Origin of the sequence: Xenorhabdus cabanillasii (genome assembly GCF_003386665.1) — a bacterium.
GTDB classification, from domain to species: Bacteria; Pseudomonadota; Gammaproteobacteria; order Enterobacterales; family Enterobacteriaceae; genus Xenorhabdus; species Xenorhabdus cabanillasii.
Genome location: NZ_QTUB01000001.1, coordinates 1105336 through 1126773 on the forward strand (window position 1 = coordinate 1105336; position 21438 = coordinate 1126773).

The 21438-nt window shown below is 39.4% G+C and carries 12 protein-coding genes; all 12 read left to right on the plus strand.

What is annotated here, in order from left to right; all coding sequences use genetic code 11:
• The first annotated feature begins 389 nt into the window (after positions 1-389).
• The 12 genes from BDD26_RS05480 (at position 390) to BDD26_RS05535 (ending at position 21437) form a co-directional block, all read left to right on the plus strand.
• Positions 390-1328: a ferritin-like domain-containing protein gene (locus BDD26_RS05480; protein WP_115825775.1), complete on the plus strand. Its 939-nt coding sequence runs from the start codon at positions 390-392 to the stop codon at positions 1326-1328.
• Positions 1329-1488: 160 nt separating this feature from the next.
• Positions 1489-2409 carry an ABC transporter ATP-binding protein gene (locus tag BDD26_RS05485; protein ID WP_115825776.1) on the plus strand — a complete coding sequence of 307 codons (921 nt, stop codon included), beginning with the start codon at positions 1489-1491 and terminating at the stop codon, positions 2407-2409.
• A 64-nt stretch (positions 2410-2473) separates the two neighbouring features.
• On the plus strand, positions 2474-3265 hold the full coding sequence (locus BDD26_RS05490; RefSeq protein WP_170140375.1) for an ABC transporter permease: 792 nt from the start codon (positions 2474-2476) through the stop codon (positions 3263-3265).
• Entirely contained in the window at positions 3262-4041 is a 780-nt protein-coding gene (locus BDD26_RS05495) for an ABC transporter permease (protein ID WP_115825778.1), read from the plus strand. The genes BDD26_RS05490 and BDD26_RS05495 overlap by 4 nt, the downstream gene beginning before the upstream one ends.
• Positions 4042-4084: 43 nt before the next feature.
• A complete protein-coding gene (locus BDD26_RS05500; RefSeq protein WP_115825779.1) occupies positions 4085-5065 on the plus strand; it encodes an alpha/beta hydrolase in 981 nt (326 codons plus the stop codon).
• 1 nt (position 5066) lies between these two features.
• A complete protein-coding gene (locus tag BDD26_RS05505) occupies positions 5067-6299 on the plus strand; it encodes an FAD-dependent oxidoreductase (RefSeq protein ID WP_170140376.1) in 1233 nt (410 codons plus the stop codon).
• 17 nt (positions 6300-6316) lie between these two features.
• Positions 6317-7009 (plus strand): methyltransferase, encoded by a 693-nt coding sequence (locus BDD26_RS05510; RefSeq protein WP_170140377.1) that lies wholly within the window; start codon positions 6317-6319, stop codon positions 7007-7009.
• A gap of 158 nt (positions 7010-7167) precedes the next feature.
• Positions 7168-7443, plus strand: coding sequence for an acyl carrier protein (locus BDD26_RS05515; RefSeq protein WP_170140378.1), 276 nt, complete (start codon positions 7168-7170; stop codon positions 7441-7443).
• Positions 7436-8476 (plus strand): methyltransferase, encoded by a 1041-nt coding sequence (locus tag BDD26_RS05520; protein WP_115825783.1) that lies wholly within the window; start codon positions 7436-7438, stop codon positions 8474-8476. The genes BDD26_RS05515 and BDD26_RS05520 overlap by 8 nt, the downstream gene beginning before the upstream one ends.
• Before the next feature lie 66 nt (positions 8477-8542).
• Positions 8543-15217, plus strand: coding sequence for a non-ribosomal peptide synthetase (locus BDD26_RS05525; protein ID WP_115825784.1), 6675 nt, complete (start codon positions 8543-8545; stop codon positions 15215-15217).
• Positions 15214-20355 (plus strand): non-ribosomal peptide synthetase, encoded by a 5142-nt coding sequence (locus tag BDD26_RS05530; RefSeq protein WP_115825785.1) that lies wholly within the window; start codon positions 15214-15216, stop codon positions 20353-20355. Before BDD26_RS05525 ends, BDD26_RS05530 begins: the two co-directional genes overlap by 4 nt.
• Positions 20352-21437, plus strand: coding sequence for a saccharopine dehydrogenase NADP-binding domain-containing protein (locus BDD26_RS05535; RefSeq protein WP_115825786.1), 1086 nt, complete (start codon positions 20352-20354; stop codon positions 21435-21437). Before BDD26_RS05530 ends, BDD26_RS05535 begins: the two co-directional genes overlap by 4 nt.
• The last annotated feature ends 1 nt before the right edge of the window (position 21438 follow it).

Consider the following 21438-nt stretch of genomic DNA (forward strand, 5'->3'; position numbering starts at 1 on the left):
TCTTGTTGAATGAAATGTGATGTAAGGTGATTTACAATCTTTTTTGTAGATTGCTCAGTGCTATTCTTCTGTAATAATTTTGGGGAGATATGTTTATATGAATTCTAATCTTCCTTGAATCAGTATTCATATAGCTACTGAATATTTAGTGAGACCTCATTTAATATCAGATGAATTTACCATCACATCAATTTATAATCACTTAACTTTCGAAGAATTAATTAAAGCTATTATGCGATCCATATCAAGGAAATTATAAAGATAAAGTATATTATGATGTTATCAAAAAATTAACACATTGTTAATGTGTTTACCTGAAGTAAATTGTTAATGTGTTTACCTGAAGTAACCTTAGCGAAAATAATTAATTATTGATAAATGGGCTGCTTATGAGTATTGCGTTTACATCTAGACTAAATATTGAAGTAGTGGTTAACGGTTTACCAACAGCTCCGGCTGATAGTAAGTTTCGTTTTTTATATCATAATGCACAGAGTAGTAATTGGAATCCAGATCTAGATATAGATTGGATTGAAGATATTGAGTATGGTTCAGCTATATCCAACATTAATCATACCGCTTTATTGGAATTCGCAAAATTCCAGAAAAAAGATACCAATATATTATTTTCCCAATTCCAATGGGAGTTACAATTTTGGTTAGTATGTCAATTTTTGTATGGAGAACAAGCAGCGCTAGTCGGAGCTTCAGCTCTGGCAATGATTTTATCAGATAGTGACCAAAAATTAGTCTGCTCAACACAAGTTGCTGATGAAGCAAGACATGTCTTAACTTTTAGCAGATATGTAGACCGCTATATTAAGGAACCATATGGGATGTCAGCTCCACTCAAGAGCTTGCTTAGCGATGCATTGAATGCGTTTAGCTGGGATATGAAAGTACTTGGAATGCAAATTATCGTTGAAGGATTGGCTGAAGCAACTTTTCGACTTGGTGCTGCGATGTTCCATGATCCGGTTATCAGGCGCATTGTTGATTTAGTTTCTATAGATGAAAGTCGGCACGTTACATTCGGTATTCTCTTATTGCGGAAACATTATCAAAATATTTCTTCTAGTGAAAAACGTATTAGAGAAGAGTTTGTACTTGATTGTGCGGAGGCAATTAAAAAAAGGTTTTTATTAACCGATATTTGGGAACGTTTAGATATTCCAAAATATCGAGGGATTGACTTTGTGAAGCAATCTTCAGTTATGATTGATTTTCGTCGCACTATATTTAGCAGAATCGGATTAGTATTGAGAAACTTAGATTTAATGAGTGACAAGATGAGAATGAAGTTACAAAAAATGCAGCTTTTACGGTGATAGGTATTTCATACATGAGCTTAGTTCAGAAAATAACAATAATAGCAACATATTATTTTTGAATGAAAAGGGATAACTGGTAGAAATATTATGGAAAAGAGTTCTTGATGTGTACCGTGATTTAGGCATGTTACATACAAAATAAAAGGGCTTGTAAACTGTGATTAATGTTGAAAAACTAACAAAATCTTTTGCAAAAAAGAAAGTGCTAGATGAAATCTCTTTTAATGTTACAGAAGGGGAGTTTTTCGCTATCCTCGCTCCTAATGGAGCTGGTAAAAGCACAGTTGTGAAAATACTTACGACCTGTCTTATACCTGATTCGGGAACTGTTAGAATTAATCGTTACGATTTGCGAACTCAAGCATCAAAAATTCGTAAATGCATTTCAGTAGTGAGTCAAAATACAGCTCTTGATGAACAGCTTACTGCTGAGGAGAACTTAACTTTCTTTGGTAGATTATTTGGTATAAAAAGTAAGAATCTCAAACAGATTGTTCATCAACAGTTAGTAAAATTTAACCTTGTTGATGAAGGTCATAAACGAGTAAGTAATTTTTCAGGTGGAATGAAACGTCGTTTAGATCTTGCTGTCGGACTAATTAATCAGCCTAAAATATTATTCTTAGATGAACCAACGACAGGGTTAGATCCAATCAGTCGTCATGATTTATGGGAAACGGTCAAGGCATTAAAATCGAATAATACTACCATCATATTAACTACCCAATACTTGGAAGAAGCAGATCAATTAGCTGACAATTTAATTTTGATCAATAATGGTAAAATTTGTGCAAGTGGTAATCCAGAAAAATTAAAACATCAGTATGGTAAGTTTTCCGTGTCTGTTTACTTTTATCGCTATGAGAGTTTACTGGTTGCTCAACAAATTATGACTAAATTTGGTATTTCCTCTATAGATGCTCAACAGTTTTGTATTAATATCGTTTTAACTCATGGAGTGGCTTCATTCATTGAGTTAATGAAAAATCTTGATAAAGCAGCTATTGAACTTTCTGATGTGAAATTTTTTCGCCCTTCTCTTGATGATCTTTTCTGTAAAATAACGAGCAATTATTAAGAAGAACTTCGATTAGTAGGTTATTCTATTATCGACAATTTTAAAGAAGTACGAGGAGCTTATGATGTTATTAAGAAAGGTTCCTAAGATTTTACATCAGTCAGGATTTATTTGTTTAGGTGCATTAACTGGTCGTATATTTAAACACTTACAAATAAATATCGGGCAATGGGTTAGCTCAATTATTTTTCCATTAGTCTTTTGGGGGTTATTTTCTTTAATTATGAGTAAGATCATGTTTCATGATGGATTTGATTATACTCAAATGTTACCTGCTTCTATTATTATTCAGGCTATCATATTCAGTGCCATGGCAAATGCTTCTTCGATAGCAAAAGATCACCAATCTGGCTTATATCAAAGATTTAAATCGATGCCAGTTAGCCCTATTTCTATAATATTTTCTCGGGTGTTTGGTGATATGATTAAAGGTATTGTTGCTATTATCGTGTTCACTTTTATTGGATGGGTAAGTGGTATGCATTTTTACTCAGGGTGGTGTTCAATATTGCTTTTTACTCTGATACCTCTTCTATTCCTGATCACAGTGAATCTTGGAATGGGAATTATTGGTCACTGGTTAAAGATACAGGAGCATACATCAGCTATCGTCTCTATGATATATGCTCCACTGATGATGATTTCAACTGCATTTGCCCCTCTTAAGTCTTTTCCTGAGTGGATACAACCGATAGTTTACTACTCTCCAGTAACATCTGTTTTATCTGTAATGCGGTCAGCATTAAATGGGGAATTCAGTGCAGAGTTATATCTAATACCATTGATAAATTTATTAGTGTTAGTTATTATTTTTTCTGCTTTTCAATATCATATATTGAGAAGGAATTTACAATGAATATATTATCTCTGTTATTCAATAACACATTAACTCAGGTATTACGTTATATACTGCGATTCCTACGCATACCACCTTTGTTTGTTTCCTCTATTATTTTCCCAGGTTTACTACTTGTATTTTTCTATATGATGTTTAGCGGAGCGGTTTTGCGATATGAACAACAAGAATATATCCAAAGGTTGTTACCTGGAATTTTGGTTTCCAGTGCTCTGCTTGGTTCAATACCTACTGCGGTGAGTTTACAAATTGAAATTAATACAGTGATGTTTCAGCGGATTAGGTCCATGCCTATTTTATGGATGAGTATACCCCTCGGGATTGTTTTTTACGAAGCTATTAGGGTGCTTATTTCATCAGTCTTTTTGATTCTTATAGGTTTAACATTAGGCTTCTCATTTAAGATAGCACCTTTGCCGCTCACTAGTTTTATGATTACGCTGATATTTGTTCCATTAACGTTAAGTTGGTTCAGTTTAATCATTGCAATGATTAATAATAGCACAGAGCTTCTTACTATCTTATTGAATATACTTTTTTTGTTGGTGATATTTGGATCTCAAAGTATGGCACCATTAAACGCATTTCCAGAATGGATACAACCACTGATATTCCATAATCCAGTATCTGTGTTTTCTGAAACAATGCGGCTTGCTGCATTAGGAAAAGAATATTCAGAGTCATTACTCACTGTAATTATTTATTCAGTCATACTTTTGAGCATTGTAGTACCAGTTACTTGTTATGTTTTTAGTCGCAAGTGCAAAGCTGCCTAGTTCATTTGGAATTTCAACAAATCATATTAAGTGGTAGAAAGTGATGAATAAATCGACACCTTGGTTTTTAGATGCTCAACTAGCAAGAGTTGCAAATATGATGCCGATCACAGATCTTGCTGATTATCAAAAAGCAAGAGCTATGATTGAAAAATTTAAACATTTCATCGGTAAAGCTGAAAAAGATGAGCGCGTTGTTATTTCAGAATATTTTATTGATAGGTTAAAAGAGGATTCCGCGTTACGTGTTAGAGTCTATTCACCAGCCGGAAAACCAAATGATAAAAAGCCATGTTTGGTCTATATGCATGGTGGAGGATTTGTACTTGGTGATCTGGAAGTGGAACATATGCGATGCCAGCGGATGTCGATAGAATGTGAATGCGTCGTCGTTTCAGTAGACTTTAGATTACCCCCTGAATATCCTTTTCCTCATGGGCTAAACGATTGTTACCTTGCGTTGACATGGGTAGCTAATTCTGCGCACAAAATTAATATCGACTCAACTCGTATCGCTGTAGGTGGATGTAGCACTGGTGCAACCTTAGCAGCGTCACTCGCTTTAATGGCACGGGATAATGATGGCCCCAACCTAATATTTCAATTCCTGCTTTATCCGGCCTTAGATGACCGTCTAAACACAGAATCTATGTCTGAATTTGAGAATATACCTGGAGGTGATCGAATTGCAGCAGAGAGAATGTGGAAATACTACCTAACTGATGTAGAAGGTGAGCCCTCTTACTTGGCCGTACCTAATCGAGCCGATGATTTAACTCGTCTGCCTCATACTTATTTAATGACGAATGATGTAGAAGTCTATCGTGATGAAGTCTTTTCCTATGCAAGCCGCTTACTAAAAGCTGGAGTACCTACTGAATTTCATTGTTATTCAGGTACATTTCATGCGTTTGAATATATGGTGCGTACCGCAGATATTTCAATAAAAGCTTTGGAACAGCAAATGTATGTTTTACGTCGAGCATTGCATTCACCACCTATGGCTAACATTAGAGAAAAGTAGCATGAATACTGTCGATATATCTTCTCTACCATTATCTGTAATTGTTATTGGTGCAGGCCCTGTGGGGTTGGTATCAGCATTGGCACTTAAATCCTATGGTTTGAGTGTTCTGGTAATTGAAGCTGATGCTGAAGAGAAAATAAGACCAGGAAGTAGGGCTTTATTTTTACACCACGATTCGCTGAAATTGTTGGAACGTTTTTACCAACCATTGGCACAACGTTTTTTTGAAAAAGGATTTGTATGGCAAGAACGGCAAACTTATTTTTCAGGAAAGCTTGTGTATTCACAAAAGATTTCAACTGAAAGATTAGGGACAGAAATTTTTCCTCCGTTTGTTAGTTTGCGCCAAAGCGAAACAGAAAAGTTGCTGCGTGAAGCGTGTAATGAAACTGGAATTAATATTCTTTGGGAAGAGCCTGTACAGTCAGTCAATGCTGATAAACAAGGTGTTCGAATCGTTACTAATAAAGCAACATATTATTCAAAATATGCTCTTGGTGCTGATGGTGCATCTTCAGAGACACGTAATTCATTAAATATTAAACTGGTTGGGGATTCATCACCAGGAACTCATATCGTTATTGATTTTATTTCGGAAAATTCTCCCTATCAGCAAAAACGAACATTTCACTATAAACACCCTCAATTAGAGGGGAGAAATGTATTAATTATCCCTTTTGCTGGAGGTTGGCAAGTAGATTTGCAATGTAAACCAGATGACGATGTTGATTGGATGATAAGCCAGAAGGGGCTAAGATCTTGGTTATCAAATTTGATTGAAGAACGTTTTTTATCGAATATAGATTGGGTATCCACTTATCGCTTTAATCAAGTCGTCGCTGAATGTTTTGTTGATGAATATAGACGTGTTTTGTTGGTTGGTGAGGCAGCGCACTTATTTCCACCTTATGGTGCCAGAGGGCTTAATAGCGGTATCGCAGATGCGGATGTGGCTGCTCAAGCTATTACATTAGCCACAGTCTCAACTTCTGAATCTCGGCGTAAAGGGTGTATTAACGATTTTGATCTATCTCGCAGGACGGCAGCTATAGAAAATTGTCGCGCAGCAAAACAAGCATTGAATGCAATTCGAACCCCTCGGTTAATTGATAAAGCAAAACTTATTGCTGCCTTACTCCTGAGTAATGTTTATAAACCATCAGCTCGTTGGCTTGATGCTGCACCATACGGACCCGCACTCACTCAAAAAAGATTTCCAACTCGTTATTGATGAAAGGTCAAATAAACATGAGTAAATATCGAGAGGCAGTTGTAGAAGAGTTATTAGAACGTCATGAAAGTGTGCTGCAAAACATCACCTTTTCATTGAACGGAATGACTTGGGATTTAATGCCTGGTGTGTATGCGCCACACTTAACGAGAGGTGCATTACTTTATCCGAATTGGCTGCAATTCAATCAAGAAACAAGATTTTGTGAGATAGGTTGTGGAATGGGATATCTTTCCGTTTTAGTAGCACTTACTGGTTGTAAGCATGTCCTAGCTACAGATATATCATCCGTTGCAGTTGAAAACACATTAAGCAATGTTAAGAGACACGGTGTTCAGGAACAAGTTGAGGTGATACAAAGCAATCTATTTAATGAAATTGAAACTGGTAGACAATTTGACATCATTTTTTGGAATTCCAGTTTTGTAGATGGGTTACCACAGCGACCAGAATCAGAATTAAATTCGGCTATTTACGATTATGGATATGAAACGCACAAACGTTTTTTAACTGAAGCGTTTAATTATTTATCTCCTATGGGAAAGGTTTTATTAGGATTTACTGATCTAGGGGACTTCAATAAATTATGTCGTGAAGCAGAACGTTTGAATCGGCATATTTCTATTTTACGTGCAGCTTATGTAGATACTAAACTAGGTGGCTTAACTTATCAATTACTTGAAATAACAAAAAAGTTGAAAGCAAAATAATAAATAAACAAGATCCCACCTATTTTTCAGTTAAATAGAATTTCATGTTTATAAGGAATTACTCTTAATTATTATTTTAATCAATTGTTTTTCTGAATCACAAGTCGTAAGCATTGTTTAAATAATTAACTTAATATTAGCTTAAAATGGAGATTTATATGGAAATCAATAGCATTGAACTTACAGAATCAATCAAAACATTGATTATTGAACTTAGCCCAATCGAAATTCATGATTTAAAGGGAGATGAACATTTAGTTGATCAACTAGGATACCAATCTTTATCCATGGCAGAGCTAGCGTTTGCATTAGAAGACAAGTTTAAATTAGCCCCCATTGATAGAGCGACTGCTCACAGAATTCAAACAGTAGACAACATCATTGCCTACATTGAAGAGCAAATAAAACGAGAAGGGAATATTTATTATGATTGATTTAACAGAAAAAAAAGCTATCAGTAAAATAGAAGCAATTAGTCGGTTTACTGAGCTTGCTGATTACATTATTCCTTTTACTATCAGGTCTATTTCTGAACTAAAAGTTGCTGACTGTCTTGTAGATGGAGCTAAATCAGTCGCAGAGATTGCTAAAGAAGTTGGTGCTAACGAATTTGCTCTTTATAGAGCAATGCTGGCATTAGCAAGCAAAGGAATTTTTGCAGAGACAGATGAACCTGGGATATTTGAACAAACGGCGATGTCTGAATTATTAAGCACCCGCTCTACGCTTTCGCTTCGAGATGGATACCGTATGCTTCATGCAGACATTAAAGCTTGGTCTCGTTTTGATTATAGTTTGCGTACAGGAAAAGCTTGCTTCGATATAGTCCACGATCAAGATTACTGGGACTTTTGTGCTTCTCATAAAGATTATAGTCTGATGTTTGACAACGCTATGGCGACGTTTACTCCACTGGAATATCGTGCAATTTTAGCCGCATATGATTTCTCTGGTATTGAAACTATTGTGGATATTGGTGGTGGAAATGGTAGATTATTATCTCTCCTCCTTAAATCTTTACCGCATGTAAAGGGTAAACTGTTTGATCAACCCCATGTTGTTGATAAAGCTCATTTGACTCTGGAAAATGCAGGTGTCCTTTCTCGATGCGAAATCCACGGCGGCAGCTTTTTTGATACAGTACCAGAAGATGGCGACCTCTATATTATTAAACGCGTGATTTACGATTGGGACGACGAACACGCTGGCAAAATCCTCTCAAATGTTGCTCAGGCTATGAACCCTAGCGGCAAAGTTGTTGTTATTGATCCTGTACTTATCCCTGGTAATAGTGCCGATCTAGGTACCACTTATTCTCGTATCTACGATTTATTAATGATGGCTATGGTTTCAGGCCATGCTCGTAGCGAAGAGCAGTCTGCAATGTTGTTTGATAAGGCTGGTCTGAAATTGACACGTGTAATCCCCACAATGTTATTCCCCATCGTGGAGGGGATTAAGAAGTAAAAATTTCCTTTTAATTACTTAACAATGCAATTACACCATTAGAAACTATTACTTGGTGGTTAAATAATGAACTATCTTGATGAAGTACATTTTAAGGATCAGGCAACGAGTCCATCAGGAGAAACAGCTATATTGCACAAATATAGTCAAGAATGGATATTAATGCGTAGAGCAATGAGTGATTTTGCTTTACGACTGCGACGTCAATTTTATTCACTTGAAGAACTAATAAGTGATCTAGCGAATATCTTAGGGATTGATACTGAAGATATAGATCCAAGTGATAGTCTTATTGAATGGGGGCTTGATTCAATCAGAACAATGGAATTGGCCAATATTTGGCAAACTAAAGGAATTACTGTCAAGTTTGCTGAACTTATGTCAAAACCATATCTTGATGCTTGGCTTTCTATACTGAATAACGCTCCAATCGCCCAGTTACCGAGTGAATTGCCCTCTTCAGGAACAGGGCCTTTTGCTTTGACACCTGTGCAACATGCATATTGGATTGGTCGAGAAAACCATTTCGCCTTGGGGGGTGTGAGCGCACATTTTTATGTGGAATTTCATATTCGTGATTTAGATATTACTAGGCTGAATATCGCCATTGCACATATGGTTGAACGGCATCCGATGCTATGTTGTCGTTTCTTAGAAGATGGCACACAACAGGTGATACAAAACTGGCAATGGAAAGGAATCTCTGTATGCGATTATGGTGATGTGTCAAGTCAGTCTGAAGAGGGAAAATATTTCCTTCAACAGCTCAGGAAAAAATGGTCACATCGTAAGCTTGCAATAGAAGAAGGGATTGTATTCGATTTTAATATTAGTCGTTTCTCTGAAGAAATGATTATCCATTTTGAAGTGGATTTATTAGTTGCGGATGTGCTGAGTATTAGAATAATGCTTAAGGATCTTGCATTGGCTTATCAAAAACAAACCACGTTACCTGCCATTCGAGCTACTTTCTCAGATTATCTATTGTGGAAACAAAAGTATGATCGACAGGAATATGAACAAGCCAGATTATACTGGTTGGATAGAATAGAACGAATACCATCACAGATTGTTTTACCACTACAGACCACTCCTGAATCAATTACCACTGTTCAATTTAAACGTCGTTCTCGTTGGTTATCTCATTATCATGTGCTTCAACTGAAACAAATGAGTATGCAGAATGGTATTACATTACCAATTTTGTTCACGACAATTTATGGTCTTGTACTATCCCGATGGTCCAACATGACACATTTTTTTATTAATGTGCCAATTTTTGATCGTCAAAATATTCTTCCAGATATCAACCAAATGGTTGCAGATTTTACAAATATTTTAGTACTGGAACTAGACCTCAGAAATGTACAGACATTGCAACAAGCATGTGCAAAACAGCAGCGTATTTTTCAGGAAATTATGGGATATCAAAGTTTTTCTGGTGTAGAGATCTTGAGAGAGATTGTTAAACGGAATGGTGGGGAGTTTATCACATCTGCTGTATTCACAAGTGGAATAGGCATGGGTGAATTAATTGATGAAGACGTCAAAGTAGTGTTAGGCAATCCTGATTATATGATTTCTCAAACTCCGCAAGTTTTGTTAGATCACCAGGTTGTAGAATATAACGGAGGGTTACTAATTAATTGGGACAGTGTCGATGAGCTATTTCCGGCAGGATTATTAGACGACATGTTCCACGCATTTGAACAATTGTTATTGCATGCATGCGAACAGTCTCATTGGGTGGAGCCCTTACCGGATATTTTACCTTCGCATCAACAGGCTGTTCGCCGGCAAGTAAATCATACCCAATACACCTTCCCGACCGCTTGTTTACATCATGGTTTTCTTGAACATGCCCGTATCCAACCTGAAGCCGTTGCACTGCAATGGGGGGATTCTGGCCGCTGGAGTTATGGTGAGTTACTCACACATGTTCAAGGTATCGCGGAAGCATTACAAGTCAATGGTGTATCAAGCGGTGCATGTGTCGCAGTGTCATTACCCAAAAGCCCGGCACAAGTGGCCGCTGTTTTAGCTGTCTTGTCACTGGGGGCTGCCTATGTTCCGGTGGGAGTGGAACAGCCAACAGAACGCAGAAACAGAATCTATCGCAATGCGGGGTTGAGCGCAATACTCACGGAGCAGAAGCAAGTGGCGAGTCTCCAGAGAGTGAATGATTGTCCCGTTATCGCTGTGATGGATGAAGCAGGCACTTGTCTGCGTAGTGAGGTGCTCTTACCGAAGGTGACAGTAAATGAGCTGGCATTGGCCTATGTTATCTATACCTCAGGGTCAACGGGGGAGCCGAAAGGTGTTGAGATGACACATCAGGCAGCGTGGAATACGGTGGTGGGTATTAATGCCCGTTTTTCAGTGAATGCATCAGATAAAATCCTGGCTCTTTCGGCGTTGGACTTTGATTTATCTGTTTATGATATTTTCGGACTGTTAAGTGTCGGGGGCTCTCTCGTGTTACCGGCAGAATCGGAGCGCAGAGATCCCTATCGCTGGCAGGCAGACATTGCACGTTATGGGATCACCATCTGGAACAGCGTGCCGGCGTTACTGGAAATGTTACTCACCGTGGAAGAGGGCTCGCTGGCTACACTACGTTTAGCTCTGCTCTCCGGTGACTGGATTGGTCTGGATTTAGCCGAGCGGCTGAGATACCGCAGCCCCTCAAGTTGTTTTATTGCGTTGGGGGGTGCGACTGAAGCGGCTATATGGTCGAATTGGTACGAAGTCAAAGAGGCATCACCCGACTGGCTTAAAGTGCCTTATGGATACCCTCTGAGTAACCAACAATACCGAGTTGTGGATAGCCAGGGGCGGGATTGTCCAGATTGGGTGAGTGGTGAATTATGGATTGGCGGTACAGGTATTGGTATAGGTTATCGTGGTGATGCGGCCCGGACATCTGAGCAATTTATCATATCCAATGGGGTTCGGTGGTATCGTACCGGGGACTTAGGACGCTATTGGCCGGATGGTTGTATAGAGTTTTTAGGACGTAATGATTTCCAGATAAAAATCCGTGGACATCGTCTGGAGCTGGGGGAAATAGAATCTGCATTATGCCGGCATCCATGGGTCCGGGAAGCAGTTGTTTTAGTCATTGGTGAACGAAATAAACGTCTGGCGGCGGTGCTGTCATGTCAAGACGGTATTGAACACTCAGTATTACAGGATTGCATTGGTGAATATCTCGTTAAGCATTTGGCGAGTTATGCATTACCGAGTCAATACATCGTGGTGGATAGTTTCCCGTTGACAAGTAATGGCAAGATTGATCGCAATGCCTTGATGTTGTTATGCCAACAACAGGTTGTCGGGCAGGCAATACCACCGGAAGGGGAGCTGGAACAACGAATTGCTTTGATATGGCAGGAGTTATTGGGGATTGAAGCGGTTAATCGGGATGACCACTTTATGAGCTTAGGGGGGAATAGCTTATTAGCCACCCAGTTTATTGAGATATTGAAGCGAAATGGTATTACAGGTGGAACGTTAACAAATTTTTTACGTCACCCAATACTCAAAGATTTTACTAAGACATTAAGATTATTAGATTCAACGAAAAATGCCTCCCGTAGTTATGTGATAGACCACGATTCAGTGAATCGTTTTCTGGACTTTGAAACCACTCCGGTACAAAGAGCATATTGGCTTGGGCGTTTGCCGCATTTTGACTTGGGGGGGATTTGTTGTCACTACTATATGGAATTCATTGCTGACGATATTGATATTCATAAATTGCAATCAACACTTAATCAGTTGATCAAACGCCATGATGCCTTACGAACAATATTTCCATCAGAAAGTCATCAACGTATCTTAGCAGAAGTTCCTGAATATATCGTAAAAGAAACCTATTTTAATGAATCATTAGAATCTCAGATAGAGAATGTCAGGAATTTTTTATCTCATTATGTTTTTGATCCGACTCATTGGCCGCTATTTAATGTTCAGGTTGTAAGAACGCAACATCAAACACGAGTGATGCTCGGTATTGATAATATCATTATGGACGCATTGAGTATCAATGTAATGTTGAACGAATGGAGTAAGTTATACGCAAGTCAGCCTATTGATAAATCACCAGCGATTAATTTTCGAGATGTTTTGCGTAATCGGAAAGAAGATCATCAACAAATACAGGCTGCATGGCAATATTGGTCGGAGCGGTTTGATCGGTTATCGCCAGCATTATTACCACTTGCCAAATCACCAGAAACCCTAACGCACCCCCAATTTATACGTCGTTCTCGTTATTTGAAAAGTGAAAACTGGCAACAGCTTAAGTTATTATCTCGATATTATGGGGTTACGCCATCCGTATTATTAGCGACTGCGTTCTCTGAAATTTTAATCAGGTGGTCAGGACAGCCCGCCGTTACCTTATGCATGACGACATTTGAGCGTCCATATCATCATCCTGATATTCAACGTTTATTAGGTGATTTTACCTCACTTATACTCCTTCCATATACACCTAACGCTGAAGATAACTGGTTGCAACGTCTGCAACAGGTGCAAGAAGACCTTTGGGGTGCACTTGCACATAATAGTGTTTCAGCCATGGATATCACCAGAGAGTTGAGCCGTAGACGAGGTGAAACAATGTTAATGCCAATTGTCTTCACTAGTACTTTGGGCATCGATATCACTGCACCTTTTGAATTGAGTTTTGGCCATTATGACTGGGGAATCTCTCAAACTCCGCAAGTTTTGTTAGATCACCAGGTTGTAGAATATAACGGAGGGTTACTAATTAATTGGGACAGTGTCGATGAGCTATTTCCGGCAGGATTATTAGACGACATGTTCCACGCATTTGAACAATTGTTATTGCATGCATGTGAACAGTCTCATTGGGTGGAGCCCTTACCGGATATTTTACCTTCGCATCAACAGGCTGTTCGCCGGCAAGTAAATCATACCCAATACACCTTCCCGACCGCTTGTTTACATCATGGTTTTCTTGAACATGCCCGTATCCAACCTGAAGCCGTTGCACTGCAATGGGGGGATTCTGGCCGCTGGAGTTATGGTGAGTTACTCACACACGTTCAAGGTATCGCGGAAGCATTACAAGTCAATGGTGTATCAAGCGGTGCATGTGTCGCAGTGTCATTACCCAAAAGCCCGGCACAAGTGGCCGCTGTTTTAGCTGTCTTGTCACTGGGGGCTGCCTATGTTCCGGTGGGAGTGGAACAGCCAACAGAACGCAGAAACAGAATCTATCGCAATGCGGGGTTGAGCGCAATACTCACGGAGCAGAAGCAAGTGGCGAGTCTCCAGAGAGTGAATGATTGTCCCGTTATCGCTGTGATGGATGAAGCAGGCACTTGTCTGCGTAGTGAGGTGCTCTTACCGAAGGTGACAGTAAATGAGCTGGCATTGGCCTATGTTATCTATACCTCAGGGTCAACGGGGGAGCCGAAAGGTGTTGAGATGACACATCAGGCAGCGTGGAATACGGTGGTGGGTATTAATGCCCGTTTTTCAGTGAATGCATCAGATAAAATCCTGGCTCTTTCGGCGTTGGACTTTGATTTATCTGTTTATGATATTTTCGGACTGTTAAGTGTCGGGGGCTCTCTCGTGTTACCGGCAGAATCGGAGCGCAGAGATCCCTATCGCTGGCAGGCAGACATTGCACGTTATGGGATCACCATCTGGAACAGCGTGCCGGCGTTACTGGAAATGTTACTCACCGTGGAAGAGGGCTCGCTGGCTACACTACGTTTAGCTCTGCTCTCCGGTGACTGGATTGGTCTGGATTTAGCCGAGCGGCTGAGATACCGCAGCCCCTCAAGTTGTTTTATTGCGTTGGGGGGTGCGACTGAAGCGGCTATATGGTCGAATTGGTACGAAGTCAAAGAGGCATCACCCGACTGGCTTAAAGTGCCTTATGGATACCCTCTGAGTAACCAACAATACCGAGTTGTGGATAGCCAGGGGCGGGATTGTCCAGATTGGGTGAGTGGTGAATTATGGATTGGCGGTACAGGTATTGGTATAGGTTATCGTGGTGATGCGGCCCGGACATCTGAGCAATTTATCATATCCAATGGGGTTCGGTGGTATCGTACCGGGGACTTAGGACGCTATTGGCCGGATGGTTGTATAGAGTTTTTAGGACGTAATGATTTCCAGATAAAAATCCGTGGACATCGTCTGGAGCTGGGGGAAATAGAATCTGCATTATGCCGGCATCCATGGGTCCGGGAAGCAGTTGTTTTAGTCATTGGTGAACGAAATAAACGTCTGGCGGCGGTGCTGTCATGTCAAGACGGTATTGAACACTCAGTATTACAGGATTGCATTGGTGAATATCTCGTTAAGCATTTGGCGAGTTATGCATTACCGAGTCAATACATCGTGGTGGATAGTTTCCCGTTGACAAGTAATGGCAAGATTGATCGCAATGCCTTGATGTTGTTATGCCAACAACAGGTTGTCGGGCAGGCAATACCACCGGAAGGGGAGCTGGAACAACGAATTGCTTTGATATGGCAGGAGTTATTGGGGATTGAAGCGGTTAATCGGGATGACCACTTTATGAGCTTAGGGGGGAATAGCTTATTAGCCACCCAGTTTATTGAGATATTACGTCGACAAACAAATATTGCCATTAAGCTTGAAGATTTCTTGCGTTCTCCTTCTATTGCTAGCTTAGCGGAAAATTTGATGCGGCAACAGCAAGCCATATTAGATGAGGGGATCATATGATGGTTGAAAATATCATTGTGACTTTAAGAAATTTTGGCATTGAACTTTGGGTTGATGGTGAGCAATTAAGATTTAAGGCTCCGCCGGGTGTTTTTACCGATGTATTGAAGCAGCAAGTTAGAACACAAAAAACAGCTATCATTGAATTGTTGAAAGCGGAAGTTGATAATTCAATTGTTGTCGATTCTAAAGCATTATTTGAACCATTCCCATTGACTCCAATTCAAGAGGCCTATTTGCTCGGACGCAGCCGCGGTATGCTATATGGCGGTTTACCATGTCAGGCATATTTAGAGATAGATGTATCACACTTACTTTGTGATAGATTTGAACAATCGTTGAATGAAGCCATTAAGCAATATGCTGTTTTGAGAACACGTATCAGTGAAGATGGTTATCAGCAGGTATTGACAGAATTTGATTATCAAACAGTGCAGATAACACCAGACGTACCAATAAACATATCGGAAGACATTCTCACTCAGCATTGTTTAAAGATTCGCGAACAGATGCTTACTGCAAGTCTTAAACGACAAATCAATAGTTGGCCCTTATATCAGATGGTGTTGACGCCACGAACTGACAAATCTGTAATCATTCATTTATTAATGGATTTAATGGTTATGGATTTTGTCAGTGTGAACATGCTATTAGAGTTTTTAATCGCAAGAACAAATGGCGATATAAACTCGTTACCTATCAGCGATGTCAATTTTCGTGATATTGTCATTCATCAACAACGCCTCAAAACATTCCCCAATTACTATCAAGCTCGTCAATATTGGCGAGATAGAATCAATGATCTGGGTACTGCTCCCAATTTACCGATGAATAAAAATGCCGATCCTTACGCGATAACGCACATTAATAGCTTTAAGCGTATGTTTTCTAAGCTTAGTCAAAAAGTACTTCAAGGATTACGAGAACAAGCTCAACAGCAGAGGCTGACCTTAACAGCTCTTCTATTAACAGTTTTTATCGAGGTCATTCGGCGTTGGAGTAAGAATACTGATTTTGTATTAAACCTAACGATGATGAATCGTCCTAGATTACATGAAGATGTTCAGAGTATTCTCGGTGATTTTACAGAAATTATCTTATTTCAATGTAGTTATTCTGCCAATCTAAGTTTTGCACAACGAGCTCAAAACATACAAACACAACTATGGAAAGAAATGCAGCATAGCATTTATTCTGGTGTAGAGGTATTACGCGAAATAGCTAAAGAAAAAGGAAGGGATGCAGCGTTCTTACCTATTGTATTTACCAGCACTGTTGGAACCACGGAAGAAAATCGTTCAATAGAGTTGCGCTTACGCGATGGTATCACATGGACACCACAAGTATGGCTTGATTGCCAATTACTTGAAGCAGATGGGCAAATATACATGAACTGGGATTATCGAGCCGACGTGATAGAACGTCGTGCCTTAGAAGATATGTTTGCGGCTTACAAGCAAATATTAGATGACATTGCATCCCAAGATTTTGATTGGCAACGTGTGAATAGTGTCGTGCGCGATTCACGGAGCATTGGGACAAATATTCCAACTTCTAGTCCCTATCAAGGGCATCTATTACACCAACCGTGGCTACAATCTTTACATCGATTTAAGCAGCGTACAGCTGTTGTCGATAGCGGTCAGCAATTGACTTACCAGCAACTCTATAATGCGGTTTGCCACTTGGCTCACAAAATTGATCAGTGTGCGCCCGGGCAATTAGTTGCTATCGTGATGGATAAAGGCGTTGAACAGGTTATTAGTGTTCTAGCCATATTAATCAGTGGACGTGCCTATGTGCCTATCGATGCTTCACAGCCAGAGGCTAGAAGAGAACTCATTCTCGAAGATGCTGATGTTGATTTGATACTGACTCAACCACAGCTTGCCATTCAAATGACCTTTAAAAAAGGCAAGGTTATTGTCGTTGAGCCTTATTTGTCTGAGGGACAACCTTATGACGTGAAAGATATTACACCTGAATCTTTAGCTTATATTATATACACATCGGGAACAACAGGTCAGCCGAAAGGGGTTGCGATGAGTCATGAGGCATCCATGAATACAATTCTGGATGTTAACCACAGGGTATCATTATCAGAAGAAGATGTAGTCTTTGGTTTAGCAAATTTGAGTTTTGATTTATCAGTATATGATATTTTTGGTCCCTTATCTTGTGGTGCAAAATTAATACTCCCAGATCCTACATTACGTTCCAGTCCTCGATATTGGTGTGAACTTTTAGTGCAACATCAAATAACTTTGTGGAACAGTGTGCCTGCTCAAGCTGTCATGCTCTATAACTACCTGATAGCAACATCCGATATCTCTATTGATTCTCTACGAATTATGTTACTGAGTGGAGATTGGATTCCGGTTACACTGGCTGATAATTTTCATAAAATTATTCCTGATTTAGACATTGTGAGTTTAGGAGGAGCAACCGAAGCTGCAATTTGGTCTATTTGGCATCAGATTGAAGCTCAGGACAATCAACTTGAACGTATCCCATATGGCAGAGCCTTAACGGGGCAACAAGTGCAAGTGTTTGATCACCAGTTTGAACTGTGTCCTATTGGTGTAGTAGGAGACATATATATTTCTGGGTTAGGGTTAGCAATAGGTTATTTTAATGATGAGGAAAAAACTAAGGCAAATTTCATTTATCACCCTCAATCAAGCCAACGAATTTATAAAACAGGTGATCTAGGACTTTATCTTGATAATGGAGAGATAGAATTTTTAGGGCGCAATGATCAGCAAGTCAAAATCCGTGGTCATCGAATTGAATTGGATGAAATTAGTTCAATTTTAGAAAAACATTCTGATATTGTTTCAGCCGTCGTTATTCATGATAAACAGGAAAATTTTGAACAATTGGTTGCATTTGTTGTTCCTAACATGCTTTCAAAATACCTCATTCAGCAGCGTAAAGAATGGCTACATAATTTATCGAATCAATTAAATGTGGTACAGAAATCAAGTGCTTTATTTAATCAAGAAGCGTTAATTATGATGACGTCCCGTCTACGTCAAGTCATGACATTATATATTATGCGATTATTGCAAGAGTTGAACCTTCCACAACAATGGTCTATTGAGTGTTTAGTTGATAATTTATGCTTATCAATACAATACGAACGGTTAATCAAACGCTGGATCATTTTATTGGCACAAGAGGGATATATATCGCAATCTCAGCATCATCTTTATTCTATTAATATATTGGATAATGATGGACTTGATGAAAAATGGTGGAAGATATATGAATTAGGTTTTCAGTGTAATTACCCCTCCGCGTTATTGGATTATTTTCGTAGCAGTGCTAATCAATTATTGGACCAGTTACAAGGCAAAACACATCCGACACATTTGTTTTTTCCAAAGGGTAGTAAACATATTGCTAAAGCAACTTTTAGAGATAATCCTTCTGCAAGTCTATGCAATATGATTAGTACGAAAGCGGTTCAACTACTTATTGAACAACATACCAAATCAAAGTCATCAACTTGTACTATCTTGGAAGTTGGGGCAGGTATTGGGGGATTAACAGAAAGTATTATAGAAGTTGTTTTAGAACAAAATGTACACTACATAATTACGGATATCTCTGCATATTATTTGAATGATCTCGCTGAGCAATATTGTCATAGAGACAATATTACTATTAAGTACTTTGATCTGCTTAAAGAACCAACTACGCAAGGAATACCTGCTAATAGCGTTGATATTGTTATCTGTGGTGATGTCTTACATGCATTACCTGATATCCCAAAAGCATTGAAAACGCTATCCAAAGTCCTCAAAGCAGGAGGGTGGTTAGTTATGTTGGAAGCAACTGATGAACATCCAGAAGCTCTTGCTTCACTTGAGCTTATGTTGGGCAGTAAGGATCATAACGAGGTACTTACGGACTTTCGAGCACCGTCTGGCCGCGCCTTTTTGACAGTGAGTGAATGGCAACAATTGCTGGAAGCTATGGGATGGGTTGTCATCACACCATTACCCAATGGTGCTCTAGCCAATATTGGCTTGCAAACTTTCATTGCGCAATATCAATTGGAAAAAAAATCTGTCGATAAAGATGATCTTTTCCAGTACTTAGCAGAAAGGTTGCCGAACTACATGTTACCAAATCGTATTGAGTTACTTGAACAACTCCCATTATCAGATAACGGTAAAGTTAATCGTAAGCAACTTTATTCTTTCATTGCACCTTATGAAAACAACCTACACCCATCGTCATCATATGTTCAATCTCTAACCAACGAAGTAGAAGAGCAGATGGCTGCTTTATGGGCATCTATTTTGAATACAGAGGTGACTGATAGAAACACTGGTTTTTTTAATTATGGTGGTGACTCACTTCTTGCCGCTAGACTTGCCGCAAAAATTGTTGAACAACAGCAGTATGAGCAACATCATTTTGACGACATACTTCGATTGTTAATGGAAGGTGGAACCATCGCTCATATAACCCAAGTATTGCAGCAACACTCCATCGTATTAGCAGACAATGACAATCAAGATGCACTAATCCTATACGACGAAGAGGTTATCCAGAATGTCTCTCGTCTTTCCACCAGAGTAGGTTATCCTGACAGTAATGTTGTTTATATAATTATTAATTTTCAACAGGATACTGATTTTGAACTGATTTCTCAAGAACTCAGTGTGTTAGGTAAGGTCATTGAGATCGGATGTAACCCAGCATTATGCGAAAGCATAGAACAAGATAAATTATTCGAAGAATGGTTACAGAGTACGCTCTCACAATTACCTGATATACGGCAAATGTATGTCAATCTTATAGCTAAAGGTGATGATGCGTTAGTGGCGCTATCGCTAGGGAGGAGACTTAACTCCGATCACTTTGCTCAGCATCTTCAGTGTTGGTTGTTATATCCAGATTTGGATAGAAATAATCCTTATGTACAGGCAGATGAAGACACTATTAAGTATTTTGTGACGTTTGATATCACTATTGTGGCTGACTCAGATCCTTCGTTGCTGTCACAAGTGAACGAACTGAGTCAATACTGCCTAGGAAATTGGGAACAGAGAATAATCTCTAAGGGTGAATTAATAGAGAAAATACTTGATCTATTCGAATATCAGCCAGAGGTGAGCAAATGAGTTATCCAATTATTGCTATCGTTGGTGCACAAGGCAGTATTGGGCAAGCATTGGCGGCAATACTTCATTTCCATGGTATGTACACATTGAGATTGGGGTCACGTCATAGCCAAAACGAATTGCCTTTTTCAAAGCCACCTTTCTTATGGAGGCTGGTAGATGGAAGTAATATCGAATCAATAAATGCATTTATTCATGGCTGTGATCTCGTCGTAAATTGTAGCGGACCATTCCATAATGTTGGTCTTAATGTTGTGAAAGCTGCAATTGAGCAACGTATTGATGTCATTGATGTCAATGCGGGTTATCCAGAACTTGTCAAACTACGTCAGCAGTTTTCTGAGATGATAGAACGACATCACATGCATGCTGTGGTTGGTTGTGGAATAATGCCAGGTTTGACAGAAGCTTTACCACTATGGGCATGCAGGCAGGTTCAAGGCATGCAACACCTGCGATTCGTATTGGTTGGTCATGATAAGTTCACCCATGCAGCTGCAAGCGATGTCATCGTCGCTGCAAAACAACGTTTGATAAGTCAATCCTCCCTTAATATGACTCACCATGCTTTACCGGCGAATTTTGCCTCCATTTTGCCAAAAGTTACTGAATTTATTGCCTATCAAGATGATGAGTTGGATTTTATTAAAAAGGTAACAGGTGTAAGAACCATTGAAGCCTGGATTGGATATCTAGGGGTACGAATACAATCTGCTTTAAAGCGTGCATTAGCTATGAATGAAGTGGCACAAGCTGCAACAGTTGTGGTTAATGCAAGTATAGCTGATCTAGCTGAGAGTCTTCCTTTTCAACATTTTCATTGCGAATTACTGGGGGAGCACAAGCAAACGTTAGCTAGCTTACAAATGCGGGGGCAGAGTGCGAGCGAATTGTGTGCGGCAGCCATTGCAACGGTTATTGAAGGGATGCTGACTCAAAAGATAACCCCAGGCGTATATCTCGGTAGCCAAGTGTTAAGTGAATCTTGGGCGATACAATCGCTCCGTAGCCATCCAAGTGTTTCTTTTCTGCATTTAGCAAAAGGCACTTTATATACAGCACCAGAGGAAGGAGTTATTTAAC

Coding starts and splice junctions, on each gene's coding strand:
- BDD26_RS05505 (WP_170140376.1), top strand. CDS start 5,067: ATGAATACTGTCGATATATCTTCTCTACCATTATCTGTAATTGTTATT.
- BDD26_RS05535 (WP_115825786.1), top strand. CDS start 20,352: ATGAGTTATCCAATTATTGCTATCGTTGGTGCACAAGGCAGTATTGGG.
- BDD26_RS05530 (WP_115825785.1), top strand. CDS start 15,214: ATGATGGTTGAAAATATCATTGTGACTTTAAGAAATTTTGGCATTGAA.
- BDD26_RS05490 (WP_170140375.1), top strand. CDS start 2,474: ATGTTATTAAGAAAGGTTCCTAAGATTTTACATCAGTCAGGATTTATT.
- BDD26_RS05510 (WP_170140377.1), top strand. CDS start 6,317: ATGAGTAAATATCGAGAGGCAGTTGTAGAAGAGTTATTAGAACGTCAT.
- BDD26_RS05515 (WP_170140378.1), top strand. CDS start 7,168: ATGGAAATCAATAGCATTGAACTTACAGAATCAATCAAAACATTGATT.
- BDD26_RS05480 (WP_115825775.1), top strand. CDS start 390: ATGAGTATTGCGTTTACATCTAGACTAAATATTGAAGTAGTGGTTAAC.
- BDD26_RS05495 (WP_115825778.1), top strand. CDS start 3,262: ATGAATATATTATCTCTGTTATTCAATAACACATTAACTCAGGTATTA.
- BDD26_RS05525 (WP_115825784.1), top strand. CDS start 8,543: ATGAACTATCTTGATGAAGTACATTTTAAGGATCAGGCAACGAGTCCA.
- BDD26_RS05520 (WP_115825783.1), top strand. CDS start 7,436: ATGATTGATTTAACAGAAAAAAAAGCTATCAGTAAAATAGAAGCAATT.
- BDD26_RS05500 (WP_115825779.1), top strand. CDS start 4,085: ATGAATAAATCGACACCTTGGTTTTTAGATGCTCAACTAGCAAGAGTT.